This is a genomic window from Caballeronia sp. GAFFF2, assembly GCF_023631485.1.
Classification (GTDB): Bacteria; Pseudomonadota; Gammaproteobacteria; order Burkholderiales; family Burkholderiaceae; genus Caballeronia.
The window spans coordinates 36,056-53,372 of sequence record NZ_JALQDA010000030.1; the positions used below are offsets into that span (position 1 = coordinate 36,056).

Here is a 17,317-nt window from a genome sequence, read left to right on the forward strand (position 1 = left end):
AGGGGCTTTTTCACGCCGTTTATCCGGCGCTTCGTGAAGTTCAAACGTCGACGATCACCGCGTCGGGCCACATCAGCAGCTCGAACTGCGCGGGCGGCACGGGCTCCGAATATAGGAAACCTTGCGCGAAATCGCAGCCCACGGCCGCGAGGAAATCGCGTTGCTCGATCGTCTCCACGCCTTCGGCAATCACCTTCAGGCCGAGCTTGTGCGCGAGTCCGACCATCGCTTCGCAAAGCGCCTGGTTGTCCCGGTCGGAATCGAGGTTGTGCACGAACGAGCGGTCGATCTTCAGATAATCGATGTCGAAGCGCGTCAGGTAAGCCAGCGATGAATAGCCGGTGCCGAAGTCGTCGATGGAAATGCGGATGCCCGCATCGCGGAAAGCCAGCAGCTTTTCGTCGATGTTTGCTTCGGCATGCAGCAACAGACCTTCGGTGATCTCCACCGCGACGCTTTGCGCGGACATGCCGTGGCGGGCGAGATAGTCGGACCACTCCGTGCAAATCTGGCTGTCGTGCCGAATCTGCACCGGCGACATGTTGATACTGATCTGGAAGTCTTGATGAAAGCGCTCGCGCCAGTCGCGCGCCTGATGCGCCGCCTGCCTGAACACCCAGTCGCCGATGGGCACGATCAGCCCCGTATCCTCGGCAAGCGGAATGAACTCCAGCGGGCTGATGGTGCCGCGTTCCGGATGCAGCCAGCGAATCAGCGCCTCGGCCTTATGAATTTCCCCGGTCGCGAGATCGACGATCGGTTGGTAATAGACGCGGAATTGCTCTTCGGCCAAGGCGGTGCGCAGATCGCTCGTAAGCCGCAGGCGTTTTTCCGCCGCCACTTGCAGGTCGGGCGTGAAGTAGCTGAAGCGATTGCGCCCGGCGTTCTTGGCCGCGTACATCGCCTGATCGGCATTTTTAAAGAGCACGTCGAGTTCGCCCGCATCGTCCGGATAAAACGTCACACCCACGCTTGCGGAAATGAACGCCTCGTCGGGACCGAGCGTGAACGGCTCCGCCAAGGTGTCGATGATCGTGCGCGCCATCTCTTCGATGCTTTCGCTGTCGTCATCCACGTTCGGCACGATCACCGTGAATTCGTCGCCGCCCAGACGGGCGACCGTATCGGTGCCGCGCACGCAGGACGTGATGCGGCGCGCGGCTTCGATCAGCAGGACATCGCCCGTGTCGTGACCAAGCGAGTCGTTCACTTCCTTGAAGCGGTCGAGGTCGATCAACATCAGCGCCATGCGCCGCACCGACAGACGCGACATGCGCGCTTCGTATTCCAGCCGGCTCAGGAACATCTGCCGGTTGGGAAGATGCGTGAGCGCATCGAAGTTGGCCTGCTTCCAGATGGTCGCTTCGAAAGCCACGCGCTCGGAGATATCGCGGCCCACCACGAGCACGGAGATTACCTTGCCCGACCAGTCGATTTCCGGCGTCAGGCGAAAGTGCGTGCACTGCTCCTCGCCGTCGCTCGTCACCGCGCGCAGTTCGAATTGCGCGCTTCGCGCGCTCGCAATCACTTCGCGTACGCGTTCCTCGTAGAGTTGCGCGTTCGGACCGCCGGGAATTTCGGAAGGCCGCCTGCCGAGCAGTTCGCCAGGATTGCGCCCGGTCCACGCACAGAACGCCGGATTGGCATAGATACGCCTCAGATTGCGGTCGTATCGCGTGATCGTGTCCGGCGAGTTCGTGATGAGCGTGCGCGATTCCTGTTCGCGCGTCACCAGTTCCGCCGTGCGTTCGATGACAGCCTGTTCGAGCGTCGTGTTGATCTCGTTGATCTTCTGGATCTTCTGCTTGATCGCTTCGCGCATTTTCTCGAAGCGTTGCGCGAGCCGGCCGAGTTCGTCTTTCGCGTCGTCCGTATGGTCTTGCGAAGGCGCGCCTGCGTCGGTGCCGGCATCGTTCATCTTGCGCACGAGGTCCTTGAGCGGCGCCGAGATGCTGTAAGAGATGAAGTACGCGAGGATGATCGAAAGCAGAAAGCCCGAGATACCGACCAGCATGATCTGGTTGCGCACGGACTGCACTTGCGCGGTCAGTTTCTCCTCGGGAATGGTGCTGACCACGAACCAGTTGGTGCCGGGAATGCGCGTGTAAGCCGCGAAATAGCGGTCCTGCCGCGAGCCTTCGAAGGGCACGAAGCCGTTCGGCTGCGCGCCATCCCGCGTGTGCGCGATTTTCTCGACGAGGTCTTTCGCGGCGGATGCATCGGTGCTCGCGCCGCCTTCCGCGCGCACGATCACCTTGTTGTTGCCGGCATCGAGTACATAGATTTCGGTCTTGTTGCCGAGCGCGACGTCGGAGAAGATCGTCGAGAAATGCTCGGGGCGAATCACCAGCACGAGATTCCCGATTTGCCGATTGTTGTTCTTGCCAAAGATCGCGCGCACCATGCCAAGATTTTGCTGGCCGACGCCGTCGTCATAACTGCCCCAATAAGGGCGTCCGTTACGATCGGGCACCTGGGCGACGAGACGCGTGACGCCGCGCGACAATTGCGCGAACGCCTGTGTATCCATGATGCGGTTATGCTGATCCAGCAAATACTTCTGGTTGATATAACCGAGCGAACCATAGTGATCCAGCAAGAGGCGCGTCATGTCCTGCCGCGCTTCGCTGCGTTCCTTTGCGCTGCCATTCGCAGCCTTGGTCAATGCACCCTGCACGCGATCCGACAACACGAGCAATGCACTTTCCGTTTCCAGTTGCTCCATGCGCAGCGCGATATTGCGCGATACCTGCTTCACCACTTCCTTCGAAAACATCTCCGCATTCTGTTTGATCGCGGCCGTCGATTCCACGTAGGAGATATAGCCCGAAATCAGAATGGGCAGCAGCGCAACCAGAATGAATGCCGCGATCAGGCGATAGCGAATCTCGACGCGTCTCAGAAGATCTAGAGACAGCAATTCGAACGCGCGTCGTAGCGAACCAAGGATTGAGCTCATTTGTAATGCATCTTTGCTTCGTTCTTGACTGACTCATCCAGGAGGCGCGCGGCCTGCCGGGGCGTGATCTTTCCGAGCAGCACATCCTGCATCAGACGATGCAGCCGCTCGATCGAATTGGACGGCAGCACCGAATAATACGGGCTGGATGTCACGGGGTAATGACTGACCATGACGGTGTATTCGGCAATTTTCGGATCGCTCAGACTGGCGTCCGACGCCTGCGTGAATGGCGCGATATTGCGGCGTTTTCTCTGCATCACCGAAAAGCCCTTGCCCGCGATGAAATCCAGGAAACGCGTGGCAGCCGCTTTATTCGCCGTTTCGCAAACCGCGAAGCCCGTCTCGCTGCCGACGACCGGCACCGCTTCCTTGCCCGGCGCATTCCACGGCGGCACGAATACGCCGACTTCGAAGGGATTGCCGTGCAGCAAAAGACCGGCGGCCCAGCTTCCATGAAACGCCATCGCGACTTCGCCGTCCTTGAATAGACGGATGCCTTCGTCGTAATCGGTTGCCATATAACCGTCCTGCACGTAGTGACGCGCGGGCAATAAAAGAATGTTCGAGAAGATATCGGCGACTTCGGGCGTATTCAGATCGAGCGTACCGTCCGCGATTCTCGCTTTCCATGCCGGATCGCGGGCTACGACGTTATCCGCGAAGCCGGAGCCGAAAGGACCATTACCGAGCATGTTCGGAAAACCGCCGTTCCACATGATCGGTGTGAATCCCGCGCGTTTGAGTTGTGCGCAGGCGGCGAGAAACTCGCGGAAATTGGTCGGCGGCTGTTTTATGCCGGCGAGTGCGAACATCGCCTCGTTGTAATAGATGAGCGTCGTCGCCACGCCGCCGGATATGCCGAAGTGCCGGCCTTGACGGCTCGTCCAATCGCTCTTGAGCGGCGTGAGCATGGCTTTCCAAGCCGCCGTATTCCCGACATCCGCGAGAATGCCTTGATCGGCCAATTCGGCGGCGTAAGCGTTTGGATTGACGCTCACGAAATCCGGCAGATTGCCCGATGCCACGCGCGGCTTGATATTTTCTTCGACCGAATTGCCGATCATGAACTGCACGTTCACGCGGATATCGGGATTCAACTTGTTGAATTGCGCCGCGATCTGGAGCATTTCTTCCGTCCAGTCGGGCGCCCAGACGAGCGCGGAGATCGTCGTGACCTCGTGCGCGGCCGCCGCGTCATTCGCGGGATCAGCGGACGTGGCGCGGTCGTCCTGACGGCAGCCCGCGAAGGACAGCAGTATCAGGCTCAAGAAACCCGCCAGCAGGGAAGCAAGCCCGATTCGTCGCACTTGCGCTTCGCTCGTTGTGTTTGTGTTGTTGTTGGACCGGATCGGCAGCGGTGTCGCGACGCAATTTGCCGATGCAGCACCAGCACTGCTTATCGGCAAACAATTTCAGTTCTTTAGTGACTGCGCGCCGCTATTGCGCGACAGCGATGCTCGTTGACTTCAGGCCGCGGACGCCTGGTTGCTCTCGGGCGTGGACGATGCGGCGCCGTTTTGCGGATCGAGCGCGCCAGTCGGTTTGCTCGCGGCCGATTTCTTTCGCGGTACCGCGACGCGCTTTGTCGCGGTCGGCGCCTTGCGTGCCGTCTTGCTTGCCGCGTTGGCTTTGGTTTTCTTTGCCGCTGTTTTCTTTGCCGCTGTTTTCTTTACGGCGGTTTTTTTAACAGCCGCTTTCTTTGCTGCGGTTTTCTTGACGGCCGCTTTCTTTTCCACGGCTTTTTTAGCAGTCTTAGCCGCTTTGCCGATTAGATAAACAGAACGATCGCTTGCGCTTGCGATCCAGCCAGGTGCGCGGCCATGTCCGGTCCAAGTCGCGCCGCTCTCGGGATCTCTATATTGCGCGACGCCTGCGTTTTTGCTGGAAGCGCGCTTTTTGGCGCCCGTCTTGACGACACTGCTTGCTAAAGCCTCGCTTTTATCGATCAGAAATTTGCTGCGATTCTTCACGCTCGCAATCCATTTCGGCGGTCTTGCGCGGCCGCTCCATGTTTCACCGGTTTTCGGATTGCGATATTTGACCGCGACTTTGCTATTGCCAGCCGACCCGGTTTGATCGCCCGTGTCCTTCGATGCGAGCGCCGTGCCCTGTCTGCGTTTGCGCGCGGCGTTTCCAATGTCGGATGTTGTGAGCCCATGCTCGAGCATGAGATTGCGAATCTGGTCGACCACCTTCTGCGCCTGCTTTGCGATGATGGCATCGGCCTGCTTTTGCAGCTTTTGTATTCTCGATTGAATCTGCTTGATGGTCGTCATGGCGCAGTTCCTTTGGAATGTTTGTGCTGAACTATGCCATCAAATCGGGACGCATAAAAGCTCGCTTCATAAAGTCCATGACGCGGCGCCGGACTTTAAGCTTGCCCGTCACGCATATAAAGATTCGCTTACGTGAACGTTGCGCGAACCAAAGCGTGTTTCGCTAAAGAGGACGAAGCATTTTTAGCGCGCACTCGTGGACGACGCGCCTCGCAAGGCTTACCGCCTGATAAAACGGTTGCCACTATTTCTTCTTACGAATTAAAAAACCGCTAGCTTCGCGGCTATTATTCCCATTCATGCTTCTTGCGAAATAGAGCCTCAACTCTGCGCCGAAAGTGCCGTTAGTACTCGAAGCGACAGGACCTTTCCTGCGCAGAAAGTCTTAGCCGGAGGTCAAGAAGGCTGCCATGCGGCAAAACCTGCATCGCCCCACCCCGGAATAAAACGGAAAAGAAAGGCTCGATATGCCTGCGGCCTCCCGAACCAATCGACAGCTGTTCAGAACGACATGGCCCTTCGTGGCCGTGGTGGTCTCGTTGCTCACGCTCGTGGCGACGAGCCTTTCGATCATGTCGTCGGTGCGCGCGTATATCGGTGGCGAAAGCACTTGGTCGAAAGGCCAGAAAGACGCCGTGTTCTATCTCATCCGCTACGCGCAAACGGGCGACGAAGAGGCATATCGGCAATATGAAAGCTCGATTGCAATCCCGCTCAATTTGAAGCGCGCGCGGCTCGCGCTCGACCGTGCTCATCCCGATGTCGAAACGGCGCGCGCCGCGCTGCTCGAAAGCGGCGTCTATCCCGCGGATGTTGGTTCGGTGATCTGGGTCTTTCGCACGTTTCGCCGCGCGAGTTACTTCGAGCAGGCCGTCGGCTACTGGACGAGCGGCGATCTTTACGTCGAACGGTTGACCGTCGCCGCGCGCGAGTTGCGCACGGCAAAGGCGGCGGGCGTTTCGGCGCGCAATGAAGTGGACTATTTGACGGGCGAAGTGTGGAACATCAACGCGTCCATCGCGCCAATCTCGCGCGCTTTCGCCGATGTTCTCGGCGCCGCGTTCCGGCAAACCGCGCTGCTTTTGTTCGTCTTGAATCTGCTCGTCGCCGTCATTCTGGTGTCGCTGTCGGTGTGGTACGCGCGGCGCTTCATCACCGGGCGCATCGCCACCGAAAACGCCTTGCGTCGAAGCGAGGCGCGCGCAAAAGCGACACTCGGATCGATTGGCGAAGCGGTCATTTCAGTCGGCCCGATGGGACTGGTCGAGTTCATCAATCCCGCCGCCGAACGCCTGCTTTGCCGCGAGGCCGCCGCTTGCGTGAAGCGCCCGCTCACGGATCTCGTGACCATCGTCAGGGAATGGGACAGACGGCCTGTCGATCTCATCGAGAAGGCGCTGCGCGGCGCGGATCGCGAGGAACCAGGCGGCGATCTCATTCTGACTAACGTGCATGGCGTCGAAACCGTCGTGCAGGCCATTACGTCGCTCGTGCACGATACATCCGAAACGATCACCGGCGTCGTGCTGCTCTTGCGCAACATGACGCGCGAGCGCGAGTACGTTTCGAGCCTTTCATGGCAGGCATCGCACGATGGCTTGACGGGGCTGCTCAACCGCACGGAATTCGAACGGCGTCTCGCGGCATCGCTCGATCCGCAAGCGGACAGCGCAACCGAACGCGCCTGCATGCTGATGATGCTCGATCTCGATCAGTTCAAAGTCGTCAACGATACCTACGGTCACGCAGCCGGCGACACCATGCTGCGCGAAGTGGCCGCGCTCATCAAAAAATGTCTGCGCGACGAAGATTCGCTCGCGCGTCTGGGCGGCGACGAATTCGCCGCGCTCATGTTCGACTGCCACGAAAACCACGCCTTGCAGATCGCCGAACGTCTGCGCAGCGAAATAGCCGCTTTCGAGTGGTCGTGCGAGACGCACACGTTATCGACGAGCGTGAGCATCGGCCTCGTCGATCTCAAGGGACTCGATGTCGAAACCGCCATGCGTTTCGGTGATATTGCCTGCTATCTCGCGAAGGAACGCGGACGCGATCGCGTTCATCTCGCGCTGCGCGGCGACGCGGAACTCACGCGCCATGCAAGCGCGATGTCGTGGTGCGGGCGCATCAAGGACGCGCTCGCCAACAATCGCTTTTGCCTCTACGCGCAAGAGATTCGGGCGATTGCGCCCGAGCACTGCGAGTCGCATCCACGGCATGTGGAAGTGCTGCTGCGCATGGTGGGCGAAGGCGGCAAGATCATTCCGCCGAACTTCTTCATGCCGGCGGCCGAGCGCTATGGCCTCATGTCCGCCATCGATCGATGGGTCGTGCGCGCCGTGTTCGCGGTGCTCGCGAAGACCGGAAATCACGAGGGCGTGCAGTACGCGATCAATCTTTCGGGCGCCTCCATTGGCGACGAGCGCTTCCTGCAGTTCTTGAACGATCAGGTCGCGGTCAGCCATATCGCGCCTTCGTCGATCTGCTTCGAAGTGACGGAAACGACGGCCGTGGCCAACCTCGCGACGGCCGCGCGTTTTATCCGCGAACTCAAGAGCCGCGGCTGCAAGTTCTCGCTCGACGACTTCGGCGCGGGCATGTCCTCGTTCGGTTATTTGAAGCATCTTCCGGTCGACTACATCAAGATCGACGGAGGATTCATTAAGGACATGTCGAAGGATGCCGTAAACCGAGACATGGTGGCGGCAATCAACGATATCGGCCATTCGATGGGACGCTTGACCATTGCGGAATACGTCGAGAGCGAAGCGATCTTGCGCGCACTCGCCGCAATGGGCGTCGATTTCGTTCAGGGCTTTCACGTCGGCCGCCCGGCTCTCTGGGCGCAGAACGTCGAGTTCCTTGCGATCAACTAGGAGGAGTTTTGGATCCCACTTTTCAGCGGGTTGGTCACCTCAAGGACATTGCCAGCTATCCGGCATGGCTCGCGGATGTCCTGGCTGAAACACATGCGGCCAAGCAACGGGTCGTCGACCATCCCATTTTCGCGGCGATGCGTGAAGCGCGTCTTGAACCGCGTCAGGCCGAAGCGTTCCTCGTGAACGGCTGGCCGGTCGTCGAGCAGTTTCCGCAATACATGGCGATGAATCTGCAGAAGTTGCGCTATGGACATTCGCGCGGCGAAGATCTGGCGCGTCGCTATCTGACGCGCAACATTCGCGTCGAGCAAAACCATGCGGATTATTGGGTCGATTGGGCCGCGGCTCACGATGTCAGCAAGCGCGCGTTGATGAAGGGCAATGGCCCGTCGCTCGCTTATGCGCTCAGCCACTGGTGCTGGAAAAGCAGCAGCACGGATGCGCTGGCTGCGAGCATCGCCGCGACGAATTTCGCTATCGAAGGCGTCACGGGCGAATGGTCCACGCTGGTTTGCAGCACCGATACCTACGCAATGAGCTTTGCGCCTTCGATGCGTCGCAAGGCGATGCGCTGGCTCAGCCTGCACGCCCATTACGACGATGCGCATCCGTGGGAAGCGCTGGAGATCGTGGCGACGTTGCTCGGCAATGCGCCAGGCGTCGATGAAGTGCATGCGGTCAAACGCAGCATCGAGATGAGTTACGAGTATTTCAAGGTGAGCCTCGACTGCTGTTTTTGAGGCTTGCTTTCCTTTGTGGTGCTCCGGTTCCGCAGGCGCTGCCTGAGCGGTTCGGATGCGCTCGGCCGTAATCCGAACCGAATCTGGAACAGCAGAATGAAGATCAAATTGATGGCATGTGCGGCAATGGCGGCGCTTTGCGCGACGGGTGCACACGCACAGGCCGCCGGGGATATTCAGCTCAACGCCGGCTGGATGCACTTTGCGCCGCAGGATTCTAGCGATCCGTTCAACATCTCGGCGCTCGGACAATCGATGACATCGCCGGGCGCGGGCGCTTCCGTCAGTAACTCGGACACGCTCGGACTCACGGCGGCTTACTTCTTCACCGATCACATTGCGGTCGAGGGAATCGCCGGCGTGGCGCCGAAATTTCATCTCGATGGCAAGGGCACCCTCGGACGCCTGGGCGAACTCGGAACGGCGCGCGAGTGGAGCCCTACCCTCTTGCTGAAGTACTACTTCATGAGCGCGCAGAGCAAATTCCGACCTTATGTCGGCGCGGGCGCGTCTTATGTGTGGTTCTCGGATGTAAAGCTCAGTTCGGCGATGTCAAATGGCGCGTTTCTTTACTCGCCGCAGTTTGGAAGCGCGCTGACTGGACCGACGACGGCGCATATCAGCAGTTCGTTTGCGCCGGTGGTGAATGCGGGCTTTGCCTATAACTTCACGCAGCATTGGTCGGCGGCGTTTTCGGTGTCTTATATGTGGCTGTCGGCACGAGCGACGTTGACGACGAATTCAGCGGTGGGGACGGTGCGGAGTGAATCGAAGATCAAGCTCGATCCAATCGTGACGTTTCTTTCGGTGGGGTATCGGTTTTGATGGGTTCGTTGTTTGTCGTGTTTGATGTCGTGTTGGTTGATGGCGTATGCGCGGGTGGCGATCTAGCGACGGGGTGAGTGCGTTGTTGCTGTTCGTGGATATGGTTGACGCTTCGGTTAGGGACTTTGATTCTTCGTGGGTCAAATTGGGTTCGGCGGGTGCTTGGGTATGAGCGACGGTTTATCAGCGTCGCGCGAGGGCTTTGTATTGCGACGAACTTTTTGAATAAACCCGATGCGTGTGTCGCTGTTGGTGTCCAACTTTCCGAAGCACCGAGGCGCGAGTCGGCGAGAGTTTTGATTGTTTTTGCTGAACCGCAGATGTGTTGGTTCGCCGATCAGCGGTTGCTAATTTGCGTCGGAGCTTATATGAGGCGTCTTGCGCATTCTCAAACTTAAATACGAAAAGCGTATTGTTTGATACGTCGAACGGAAATTATGCGCTTGCATGTTGTTTTCCGTTCAGGTTTTGCCAAGTCGGCTAGTTCTGACCGGCCAAAGGCTGCTTAGTTGCGTGAAACAACTTGCATTTATACACCTAACTATTTGATTTAAAAGAGATAAATTGAACCCCCAAGGAGACGACATTGTTTCACGGTCGCGACTGTGTCGCGCTTGCAGATGCATCGATATCTCAGCATTTCTTCACGCGATTTTGGACTACAAAGCTGTTTAATGGTCGAGAGTTAAACCGGTTTGGAGGCTTTCGCGGCACCTCTGCTGCGTGGAGTTCAAGACGCCTGATCGTGATCATTGTTTAACCCGACTACGCGTGCAAATGCATTCCGTGATGCGAGCCCCGGTCTGGTGTGGCTCGGTCGATCTATGGCTAGTCAGGCCTTGATTAAGAGGACTTTCTTCCTTTGCAGGATCATGCCTTGGTCGCCAACTAGCCGGTGTCTGGCTCCGTTTCTATCAACCATCGACTGGCCATTACACAGTAAGCAAATGTGGCATGCGTGGCGCGCTTCCCCAGCAGCGTTACAAACGTTATGCGAAGCTGTGCGAAGGTAGTTGGCGACTCGGCGCAAAGCCTTCGAGTGCCGTCTGTCATCGAATGCTAAATCTGCCAGTCGCTTTCTGCCTTGCTGTTTCACGAAGGTGCGGCGGTATTTGGTCTCTCTGATGCGGTGAAGCATCCATGGTCCCCGCCGCGATGTTGCGGCATACCTAAGGTGCCGTCTAAGCTGGCGCCATGGAAGTAGCCGTGCATGTCAATGCCGGTGCGCATACAGCCGAGTCCATTCCTAGTGTTTCTTACCTGCCTTGTTCGGCGAGGAGCGCGGAGGTTAAAGACACTCGAACCCAGCCAACCAAATGCGGCTGCTCTTTGCCGCCCCTCCCCTCTTCTCGAGCGCAACTCAAGTTGCGCGTATTGCGTCATTGACTTAGTTTTACGGAGTTAGCGTCGATATTGCTGTTATGCACATAGTTGCGATTGCACGCTTGGACTTCCTTCACTTTTGGCCAGTTGGAGCGGACAGAGCGCAGATTGAATGCGCCTGGGGCTTGCGTTCGAACACGCTTCGACTTAATCAGCGCCGAGGAAATTGGTCTCCAACGCAGCGCTTGAGCTCAATTGTCCAGTCACTTACACAGCGCCGAAGTAAGTCCGAGCAGTCCACTCGCCTGAATATCCGTATTCCCTTTGGATGAGCAGTCGTCCCACGTGTTGCAACACATACATCATCGACTTTAGATGCGCTCTCCCTGTATCACGTATCGACCAGACGGAACTCGCAAACGTCATCGCGGACGCCTGCCCCCAAGGGCCGTAATCGTTTTTTATCGAATTGGAGCACTGCATCTCGTCTCGGCAGATCACTGGGTCCACGGCAATAACGGCACAGTTTTGATCGATGGTTAAGTTTCTGCGGCCAGGACGACCAACTGCTTTCGGGAGATCGGAGCACTCAGACGGCACTGGGGATCCAAAGCACTTAGGCAGCGTTTGTCAGCGACTTATATCCGACCGCACTGCCTCATGTACTCGAAAAAGCAGCGGTGCTCAAGGAACGTGATCTTAAACGCGGATGGGGAATTACCGCCGCGCGAATGAGCAACAATCCGACCATAGGAGGTTTTGCTGCCTTACTGTTTATCGCCGGGCGATAGCCGCGACGCTAGTGCGAGATGAAAGCCAGGCCGACGCATGCCCATCAGCCTCACTGAACGAACCCTGAGCAGCGACGTGATTTCACATGCCGTGACATGTACTGGATTGCGTGAGTCACCTGTTGTTTGGCGTGCGCGAACCGGTGATTAATAGCCGTCGAAACTCGGGACAGGAATTTGCGAGCATCAGGAAAGCCATCGTCAAAGTCGCGCAAGAGGATGACCATGCATGCCTTTTGGTCGAAAGAACCTTACAAGCCCATGTTCGCGTGTCCGAATTCGGACACTCATTCCCCTCGAATAGGTCGGCATATCGCTCCATTTTGCTGCGTCTGTTCATGCGTTGCGGATGCCTCAAAGCCAAGCTATCAACTTCTCCGACTGCCTGTCCGAATTCGGACACCCAGGGTCCGGCGCCTCAAGACCGCTACACTCGATCCTCGCCTATGGTGCTGAATCATCGGCGTGCAACTGCACTCCATAACGGTCGAAGCGCTATCGCCTAAGTTATGCATACACGCAATGTAAATACTTCAAGATTTTGCGAGCGTGGCGTCATCCGTCTTGCACCGTAAATTGTGTCTTAGCGACGGCGCGCGATCGTGGACTGGCACGTGTGTCTCGATCTGCAAACTTCGTTCACGGACGAAACTGTCCGAATTCGGACAGTCATGAGAAGCGCGAGCAAGGCGGGAGGCGTGCGCTGCACGTTAACTAAAGCGCTCGCTAGAGTTGCTCATTAGTTATTGCTACGTACCAGCGAAACGGCGCTCTGCGCCGGTGGTGCGAAGGTCTCTTCAACTCGAATTTGCTTAAAGTAATGTTGAACAGCAGAGTGTTTGCGAGCGTCGACATCGACGCCGGCAGGGTAGCGGAGGGGAACCACCGGCAGGCGCCACGCTAATGCTCGCTAAACGGCAGCGTCAGTCGAAATATTCTGCCGCGCGGAAACAGACAGATCTATCTCGCTTGTACATTCATCTCACAACGGCGAGTACCCTTTCCGCACTCATCGCGAGAAATTGTTAGAACCTCTGGACTTTAACGCGTCGACAATGCACAAGAAGCACATGAGATTGCGAAGCGATAGTCGCCGCACCCGACCGAGTGTGGACTCACTTGCAAAAAATGACTTTATGCGCTGAAGTGCGCACGCGTATTCGGAAAACTGTCCAAGTTCGGACACTTCGATGCGACTTTAGGATGGCTGTAGCTACAGTACATAAGCTTCGCGCAAAAAAAACCCGCCAGCGGCGGGTTAAGAGTCTTCAAACATCACTCCGACCGAATCGAAAACATTTTCCCAATATGTTCCCTAAGCTGACTTTCCTGTTCCTCGGTCATCACACCAGACTTGAACTTGAACGTAAGTCCCTTCACGTCTTTAGTAATGCTCCCAGCCTGAACCTTCCCCGCGAAAATCTTTAAAATGCTTCTTCCGCCGGCATCCGTAGAAGAACCACGCTGTCCCGCCTGCGCGCTCAAACTAGCCGCGAGCTTTGTTTGAACTAGATCACCCGACACGACCTGCGGCCACAACTCTTCGAGGGCCCGCACTCCAGATTCACCGGTCTTCTTGAGCGCATTAACCGTATCTTGTGCCGATGAAGCACCCAACACCGCCGGATTCAAATCAAGGTCACGCTTCACAAAATCCGGCAGATCGTCATAGGCCAAAAAACGATATAGGTCGCTACGCGAGATACCCATCGCTTGCGCGAGTCGGGTTCGATTAGGAAACTCAGTTTCGGCCCGTCGAATCGAAATTGCGATCTCATAATCGGAAAGATCATCTCGCGTGACATTTTCCATCAGCGCAAGCGCCGCCATGTCTTGATCCGAACACTCGATCACGACCGCCCTGATGTTCTCGCGATTGATCAGCTTATGAGCGCGAAGCCGCCGCTCGCCCGCAACCAACTGAAACCCATCACCCAAACGGCGGACGGTAACGGCTTGCAGCAAGCCGACCTCATCAATCGAACGTGCTAGCTCCGAGAGCTTGGCTTCGTTGAACTGCCGTCGAGGCTGCCAGGGATTCGGTACGATCTCACTCACCGGAATCTCAGTCTCGACGCCCTTCCCCTCCAACTCCTGAATCCGAAGTTGGGCCGCGGCCAAGGCACTCGTAATTCCCGGCATGGTTTGCGGACCGCGCGCCGACTTGTCCTTCTTCGTCTCGCCTTTGAAGTCTGCCGGCTTCGGCAAGTTGGCCGTCTTGGCCATGAGTTGTTCTCTGATGTTATTGCTCATGCCGACTCCTTCCAGGATTTGACGAACATGTCATCTAGCCACTTGGCATACTGCATCATCGGCTGACGAACACGCTGAAGCGACTTGGCGATCGAGTGCGTGCTCACTACATCGAGCGCAGTCGAAAAGGACAAAGCTCCTCCACTCATGACAGAACTTGCCGGGATCTCGAACGGATCGAGCCACCGTCCATACGCACTCTGTGCCCACTGACGAACGACCGGAGCTGAAGACGTCTTCCCGTAATCGACCTTGGACAACAAGATCGAAATGAAGTCATAGACCTTGTCTTCCTCATAGGGCAAAAAGTCTTCCGCGACATCGGAGAACAGACGCCAAAATGCGAGCGAACTGATGAAGTCGAGGTTCTCGGGAATCATCGGCATGACAAGCGCATCCGCTGCGAGCAACGCGTTCAGATTCATATACGAGAGCGACGGCGACGTATCGATCAGTATGTAGTCATACTGCGCCTTCAAAGGCTCAAGACCTTCACGGAGGACCGCCCAAAAGCGATATCCCTGAATCGTCTTCTGACGCGCGGGCAGCAAGAACTCCGCGCCATAGAGGAACGTGTGACCTGGAATGATGTCGAGTCCATCCCAATAGGTCGACTGAACGCTCGCGCCCAGACCGCCTTCGACATTTTGGTCATAAATGTAGGGGAGCACGGTGTCGTCTCCGGAGATTTCCTTCTCGGCATAGAGTCCGCAAAGCTCGGACGCCGATGCTTGCGGATCCAAGTCAACCAGCAGTACCTTACGTCCCAACAGCGTCAATGCCTGCGCAAGACATACAGTCGTCGTCGTCTTAGCAGAGCCGCCTTTGAGCTGTGCAGTCGTCAGCACTTTCCCTCGGAAATCGCTTTCGCCATCCGCGAGACGAGTCTGATAGATGTCGGACGCCATCTTCACCCACAGACGAACCTCGGGCAGCGTGAACGTACGGCTGCGGCCGTTGCCGTTGAGCGTGCCTTGCGGCAAGCCGCCTTCGCCCTTGGTTACAAGATATTGAATCTGCTGCCGCGTTAGATTGCACATCTCCGCAAGCTCGCCGATCGTGTAATACGGCGCAAGTTTACGCGGACGAGGCGCTAGGATCTGTTCGCGAAGATTGTCCGAGAAGGGTTCGAGGTTATCGGCGAACTCCGCGACTTCGCGAAGCGTGACCCTGCGGTCTTCCATCGGTAGGGTGCCTACGTTGGCCATTCTGCGCTTCCTCCTAGTTTTGATGTCGAAGCGCAGAATACACGATAACGCGTAAACAAGGTTGTAGCGAAAATCGGAGCCTGTCGCACACAGACACACGCACGGCCTAACTCCTTGTTTATTAGCGACTTATTGTCGCCGAAGACGCGTCAAACTTTGTCGCCAATGCCTAATCTTGACCAATGAAGCCCGCACACATCGTCCCCCTTAGAACGGCTGCACAAAAACCACCCCGGGGTCGCTTTTTGTGCAACACGACTTAATCAATGATTTCAAGGACTTAAATGCCAAAATTCGAAGATTCCTATTTTCCTCGAAGTCCGGTTTGTTTTGTTCTTTTGTAAACTTTAACCCGCAAACCTACAAACAGAGCCCGAAAAACCGTTTCGAAACAAAGATCACCCCTGTGGATAGGGACGCTTTTTGTGCTGTACAGGGCGGTTTTTGTGCGCGATAGGCCGGAAAATGTGAACGACAGGGCGGAAATTGTGGCCTGGGGGTCGGAAATTGGGCAAGCCGTCCGACTGCCGGGGTGCTTTTTGTGCGGATCGCTTCGCTCGCAACCGGGGTGGTTTTTGTGTTGACACGCCTTTGTTGCCTGATAGAGTGCCGGGGAATCGAACCGAACCAAACGCATGCAAGCTCAGGACCTCACCGCTACGCCGCAGCAACTCGCCTTGGACATCTACGAAGACATGTCCTCGCAAGGCTCGGCTATTTGCGAGTCCACGAGGGACATCGGCTTTCTGCGCAACAACATTTTCACGCGGGTCGGTGGCCTCGGCATCGCCGCACGCCGCGTGCTGGACGCCGCCTACTTCATCGTGGCCACCAAGGCGCCCGATGAACTGATCGACGACAAGGTCTACACCTTCACAGCCGACATCAACTACTTCAAGTGGCTGATGCGCTACGACAGCCGCAACCATAGCCACCTGATCGCGCAAATGCGCTCGGCGGCACGGGCGCGGGTCGAAATCATGACGGCGCCGTCTATCGAAGAACTCACCGAGAAAGATTCGTGGGGCACCATCAGTCTGCTCGGCGACTGCTATATCGAGCGCAACGTCGTTTGCATTCTGCTGGCGGGGCGCGTCATCAAGTATCTGATCAGCCCGTACAAGGCGCATTGGCTGAGCTTGCGCGCATCGACGGCATTTTCATTGTCGCTTGCGCGCGCCATCTACGACCGTCTGATTCCCTGCGAAGGGCACGGCGTGACCGAATGGTTTCCGTTCTCGGAAGTGATCGAGTGGCCCGGCAAGGTCGGCGAATCGCGAAAAGAGGTGAAGGAGTTCAAGAAGCGCTTTCTCGAACCCGCCATCGATCAGCTCAATGAAGTATCTGATTTCGATGTCAGCTGGGAACCCAATGCGGAACGCGTATCGGGCGACAAGCTGAAGATTCGCTTTCGCTTCACGAAGAAGCAGGGCGCCGATGCAGCCCGAGCCGGCATTCAGGACTCGATGTATCTCGTGCTCCACAACGAATTTGCCTTCGACACCCCCGACTTCGAGCGCCTCGCGAGCCGCCGCGACCTCTGGACCGACGAGCGTCTTCAGCAAGCTATCGAATACACGCGTTTCAAGCTGAACGAAGGCAAGGTCACGGTCAGTCCGCGCGGCTATCTGTTCAAGGCGCTCGAGGGCAATTACCGGATCGGCGAGGCGGATCGCAAGATGGCGTCGATCAAGGCGAAGCAACTCGAAGACGACAAGAAGACGCGCCGCGATCACACCGATGCGCAAGCGCAACTCGAAGCCAGCATCCAGGCTCAGAACGACACGGCCCGCGCAAAGATGGGCGAAGAGACGAAGGCGGGCCGCGAGTTTTTCGAAGCCGCCGATGCGCCGCTGCGGCGCGAACTGTGTCAGTCGTTCGTGAGTCAACTGATTCCGCAGCGTCTCATCGAGAAGCAGGGCGTCTCGCGTGAAACCCTGAGCGCCGACAATATCCTCACCGTCAATCGCGTGGTCGCGGATGCATTCTGCTCGCACGTTTTCAACAAGATGAAGAAGGTCAGGGCGGGCTTGAAGCCTGCGTGACCGATGCCAGCGGGA

9 protein-coding genes are annotated in these 17,317 nt (G+C 57.2%); 4 read left to right on the top strand and 5 right to left on the bottom strand.

Features of this window, described 5'->3' with window-relative positions:
• Nucleotides 1-40 precede the first annotated feature (40 nt).
• From NCT04_RS22385 to NCT04_RS34890, 3 genes are all read right to left on the bottom strand, one after another.
• Nucleotides 41-2,959 (bottom strand): bifunctional diguanylate cyclase/phosphodiesterase, encoded by a 2,919-nt coding sequence (locus NCT04_RS22385; RefSeq protein WP_250467772.1) that lies wholly within the window; start codon nucleotides 2,957-2,959, stop codon nucleotides 41-43.
• On the bottom strand, nucleotides 2,956-4,230 hold the full coding sequence (locus NCT04_RS22390; RefSeq protein ID WP_250467773.1) for an extracellular solute-binding protein: 1,275 nt from the start codon (nucleotides 4,228-4,230) through the stop codon (nucleotides 2,956-2,958). Before NCT04_RS22390 ends, NCT04_RS22385 begins: the two co-directional genes overlap by 4 nt.
• Before the next feature lie 198 nt (nucleotides 4,231-4,428).
• Entirely contained in the window at nucleotides 4,429-5,238 is an 810-nt protein-coding gene (locus NCT04_RS34890; protein WP_284509405.1) for an H-NS family nucleoid-associated regulatory protein, read from the bottom strand.
• A gap of 521 nt (nucleotides 5,239-5,759) precedes the next feature.
• Here NCT04_RS34890 and NCT04_RS34745 point away from each other — a divergent pair.
• From NCT04_RS34745 to NCT04_RS22415, 3 genes are all read left to right on the top strand, one after another.
• A complete protein-coding gene (locus NCT04_RS34745; protein WP_250467774.1) occupies nucleotides 5,760-8,114 on the top strand; it encodes an EAL domain-containing protein in 2,355 nt (784 codons plus the stop codon).
• Between the two features lie 8 nt (nucleotides 8,115-8,122).
• Nucleotides 8,123-8,857, top strand: a complete 735-nt coding sequence (locus NCT04_RS22410) for an iron-containing redox enzyme family protein (RefSeq protein WP_250467775.1) — start codon at nucleotides 8,123-8,125, stop codon at nucleotides 8,855-8,857.
• 102 nt (nucleotides 8,858-8,959) lie between these two features.
• The gene (locus tag NCT04_RS22415) at nucleotides 8,960-9,682 is read left to right on the top strand and encodes an OmpW/AlkL family protein (protein ID WP_502800702.1); all 723 of its coding nucleotides are present in this window, start codon (nucleotides 8,960-8,962) and stop codon (nucleotides 9,680-9,682) included.
• Between the two features lie 3,389 nt (nucleotides 9,683-13,071).
• Here NCT04_RS22415 and NCT04_RS22420 read toward each other — a convergent pair.
• Both NCT04_RS22420 and NCT04_RS22425 read right to left on the bottom strand, forming a co-directional pair.
• Nucleotides 13,072-14,049, bottom strand: coding sequence for a ParB/RepB/Spo0J family partition protein (locus NCT04_RS22420; protein WP_250467777.1), 978 nt, complete (start codon nucleotides 14,047-14,049; stop codon nucleotides 13,072-13,074).
• Nucleotides 14,046-15,257, bottom strand: a complete 1,212-nt coding sequence (locus NCT04_RS22425) for a ParA family protein (protein WP_244831060.1) — start codon at nucleotides 15,255-15,257, stop codon at nucleotides 14,046-14,048. Before NCT04_RS22425 ends, NCT04_RS22420 begins: the two co-directional genes overlap by 4 nt.
• A gap of 635 nt (nucleotides 15,258-15,892) precedes the next feature.
• On the opposite strand from NCT04_RS22425, the gene NCT04_RS22430 reads away from it, so the two are divergent.
• Nucleotides 15,893-17,302 carry a replication initiation protein gene (locus tag NCT04_RS22430; protein ID WP_250467778.1) on the top strand — a complete coding sequence of 470 codons (1,410 nt, stop codon included), beginning with the start codon at nucleotides 15,893-15,895 and terminating at the stop codon, nucleotides 17,300-17,302.
• Nucleotides 17,303-17,317 lie beyond the last annotated feature (15 nt).

Bases quoted from the DNA above. Each gene is read 5' to 3' on its own strand.
- NCT04_RS22425 (WP_244831060.1), bottom strand. From the start codon at position 15,257: ATGGCCAACGTAGGCACCCTACCGATGGAAGACCGCAGGGTCACGCTT.
- NCT04_RS22420 (WP_250467777.1), bottom strand. From the start codon at position 14,049: ATGAGCAATAACATCAGAGAACAACTCATGGCCAAGACGGCCAACTTG.
- NCT04_RS34890 (WP_284509405.1), bottom strand. From the start codon at position 5,238: ATGACGACCATCAAGCAGATTCAATCGAGAATACAAAAGCTGCAAAAG.
- NCT04_RS22385 (WP_250467772.1), bottom strand. From the start codon at position 2,959: ATGAGCTCAATCCTTGGTTCGCTACGACGCGCGTTCGAATTGCTGTCT.
- NCT04_RS22430 (WP_250467778.1), top strand. From the start codon at position 15,893: ATGCAAGCTCAGGACCTCACCGCTACGCCGCAGCAACTCGCCTTGGAC.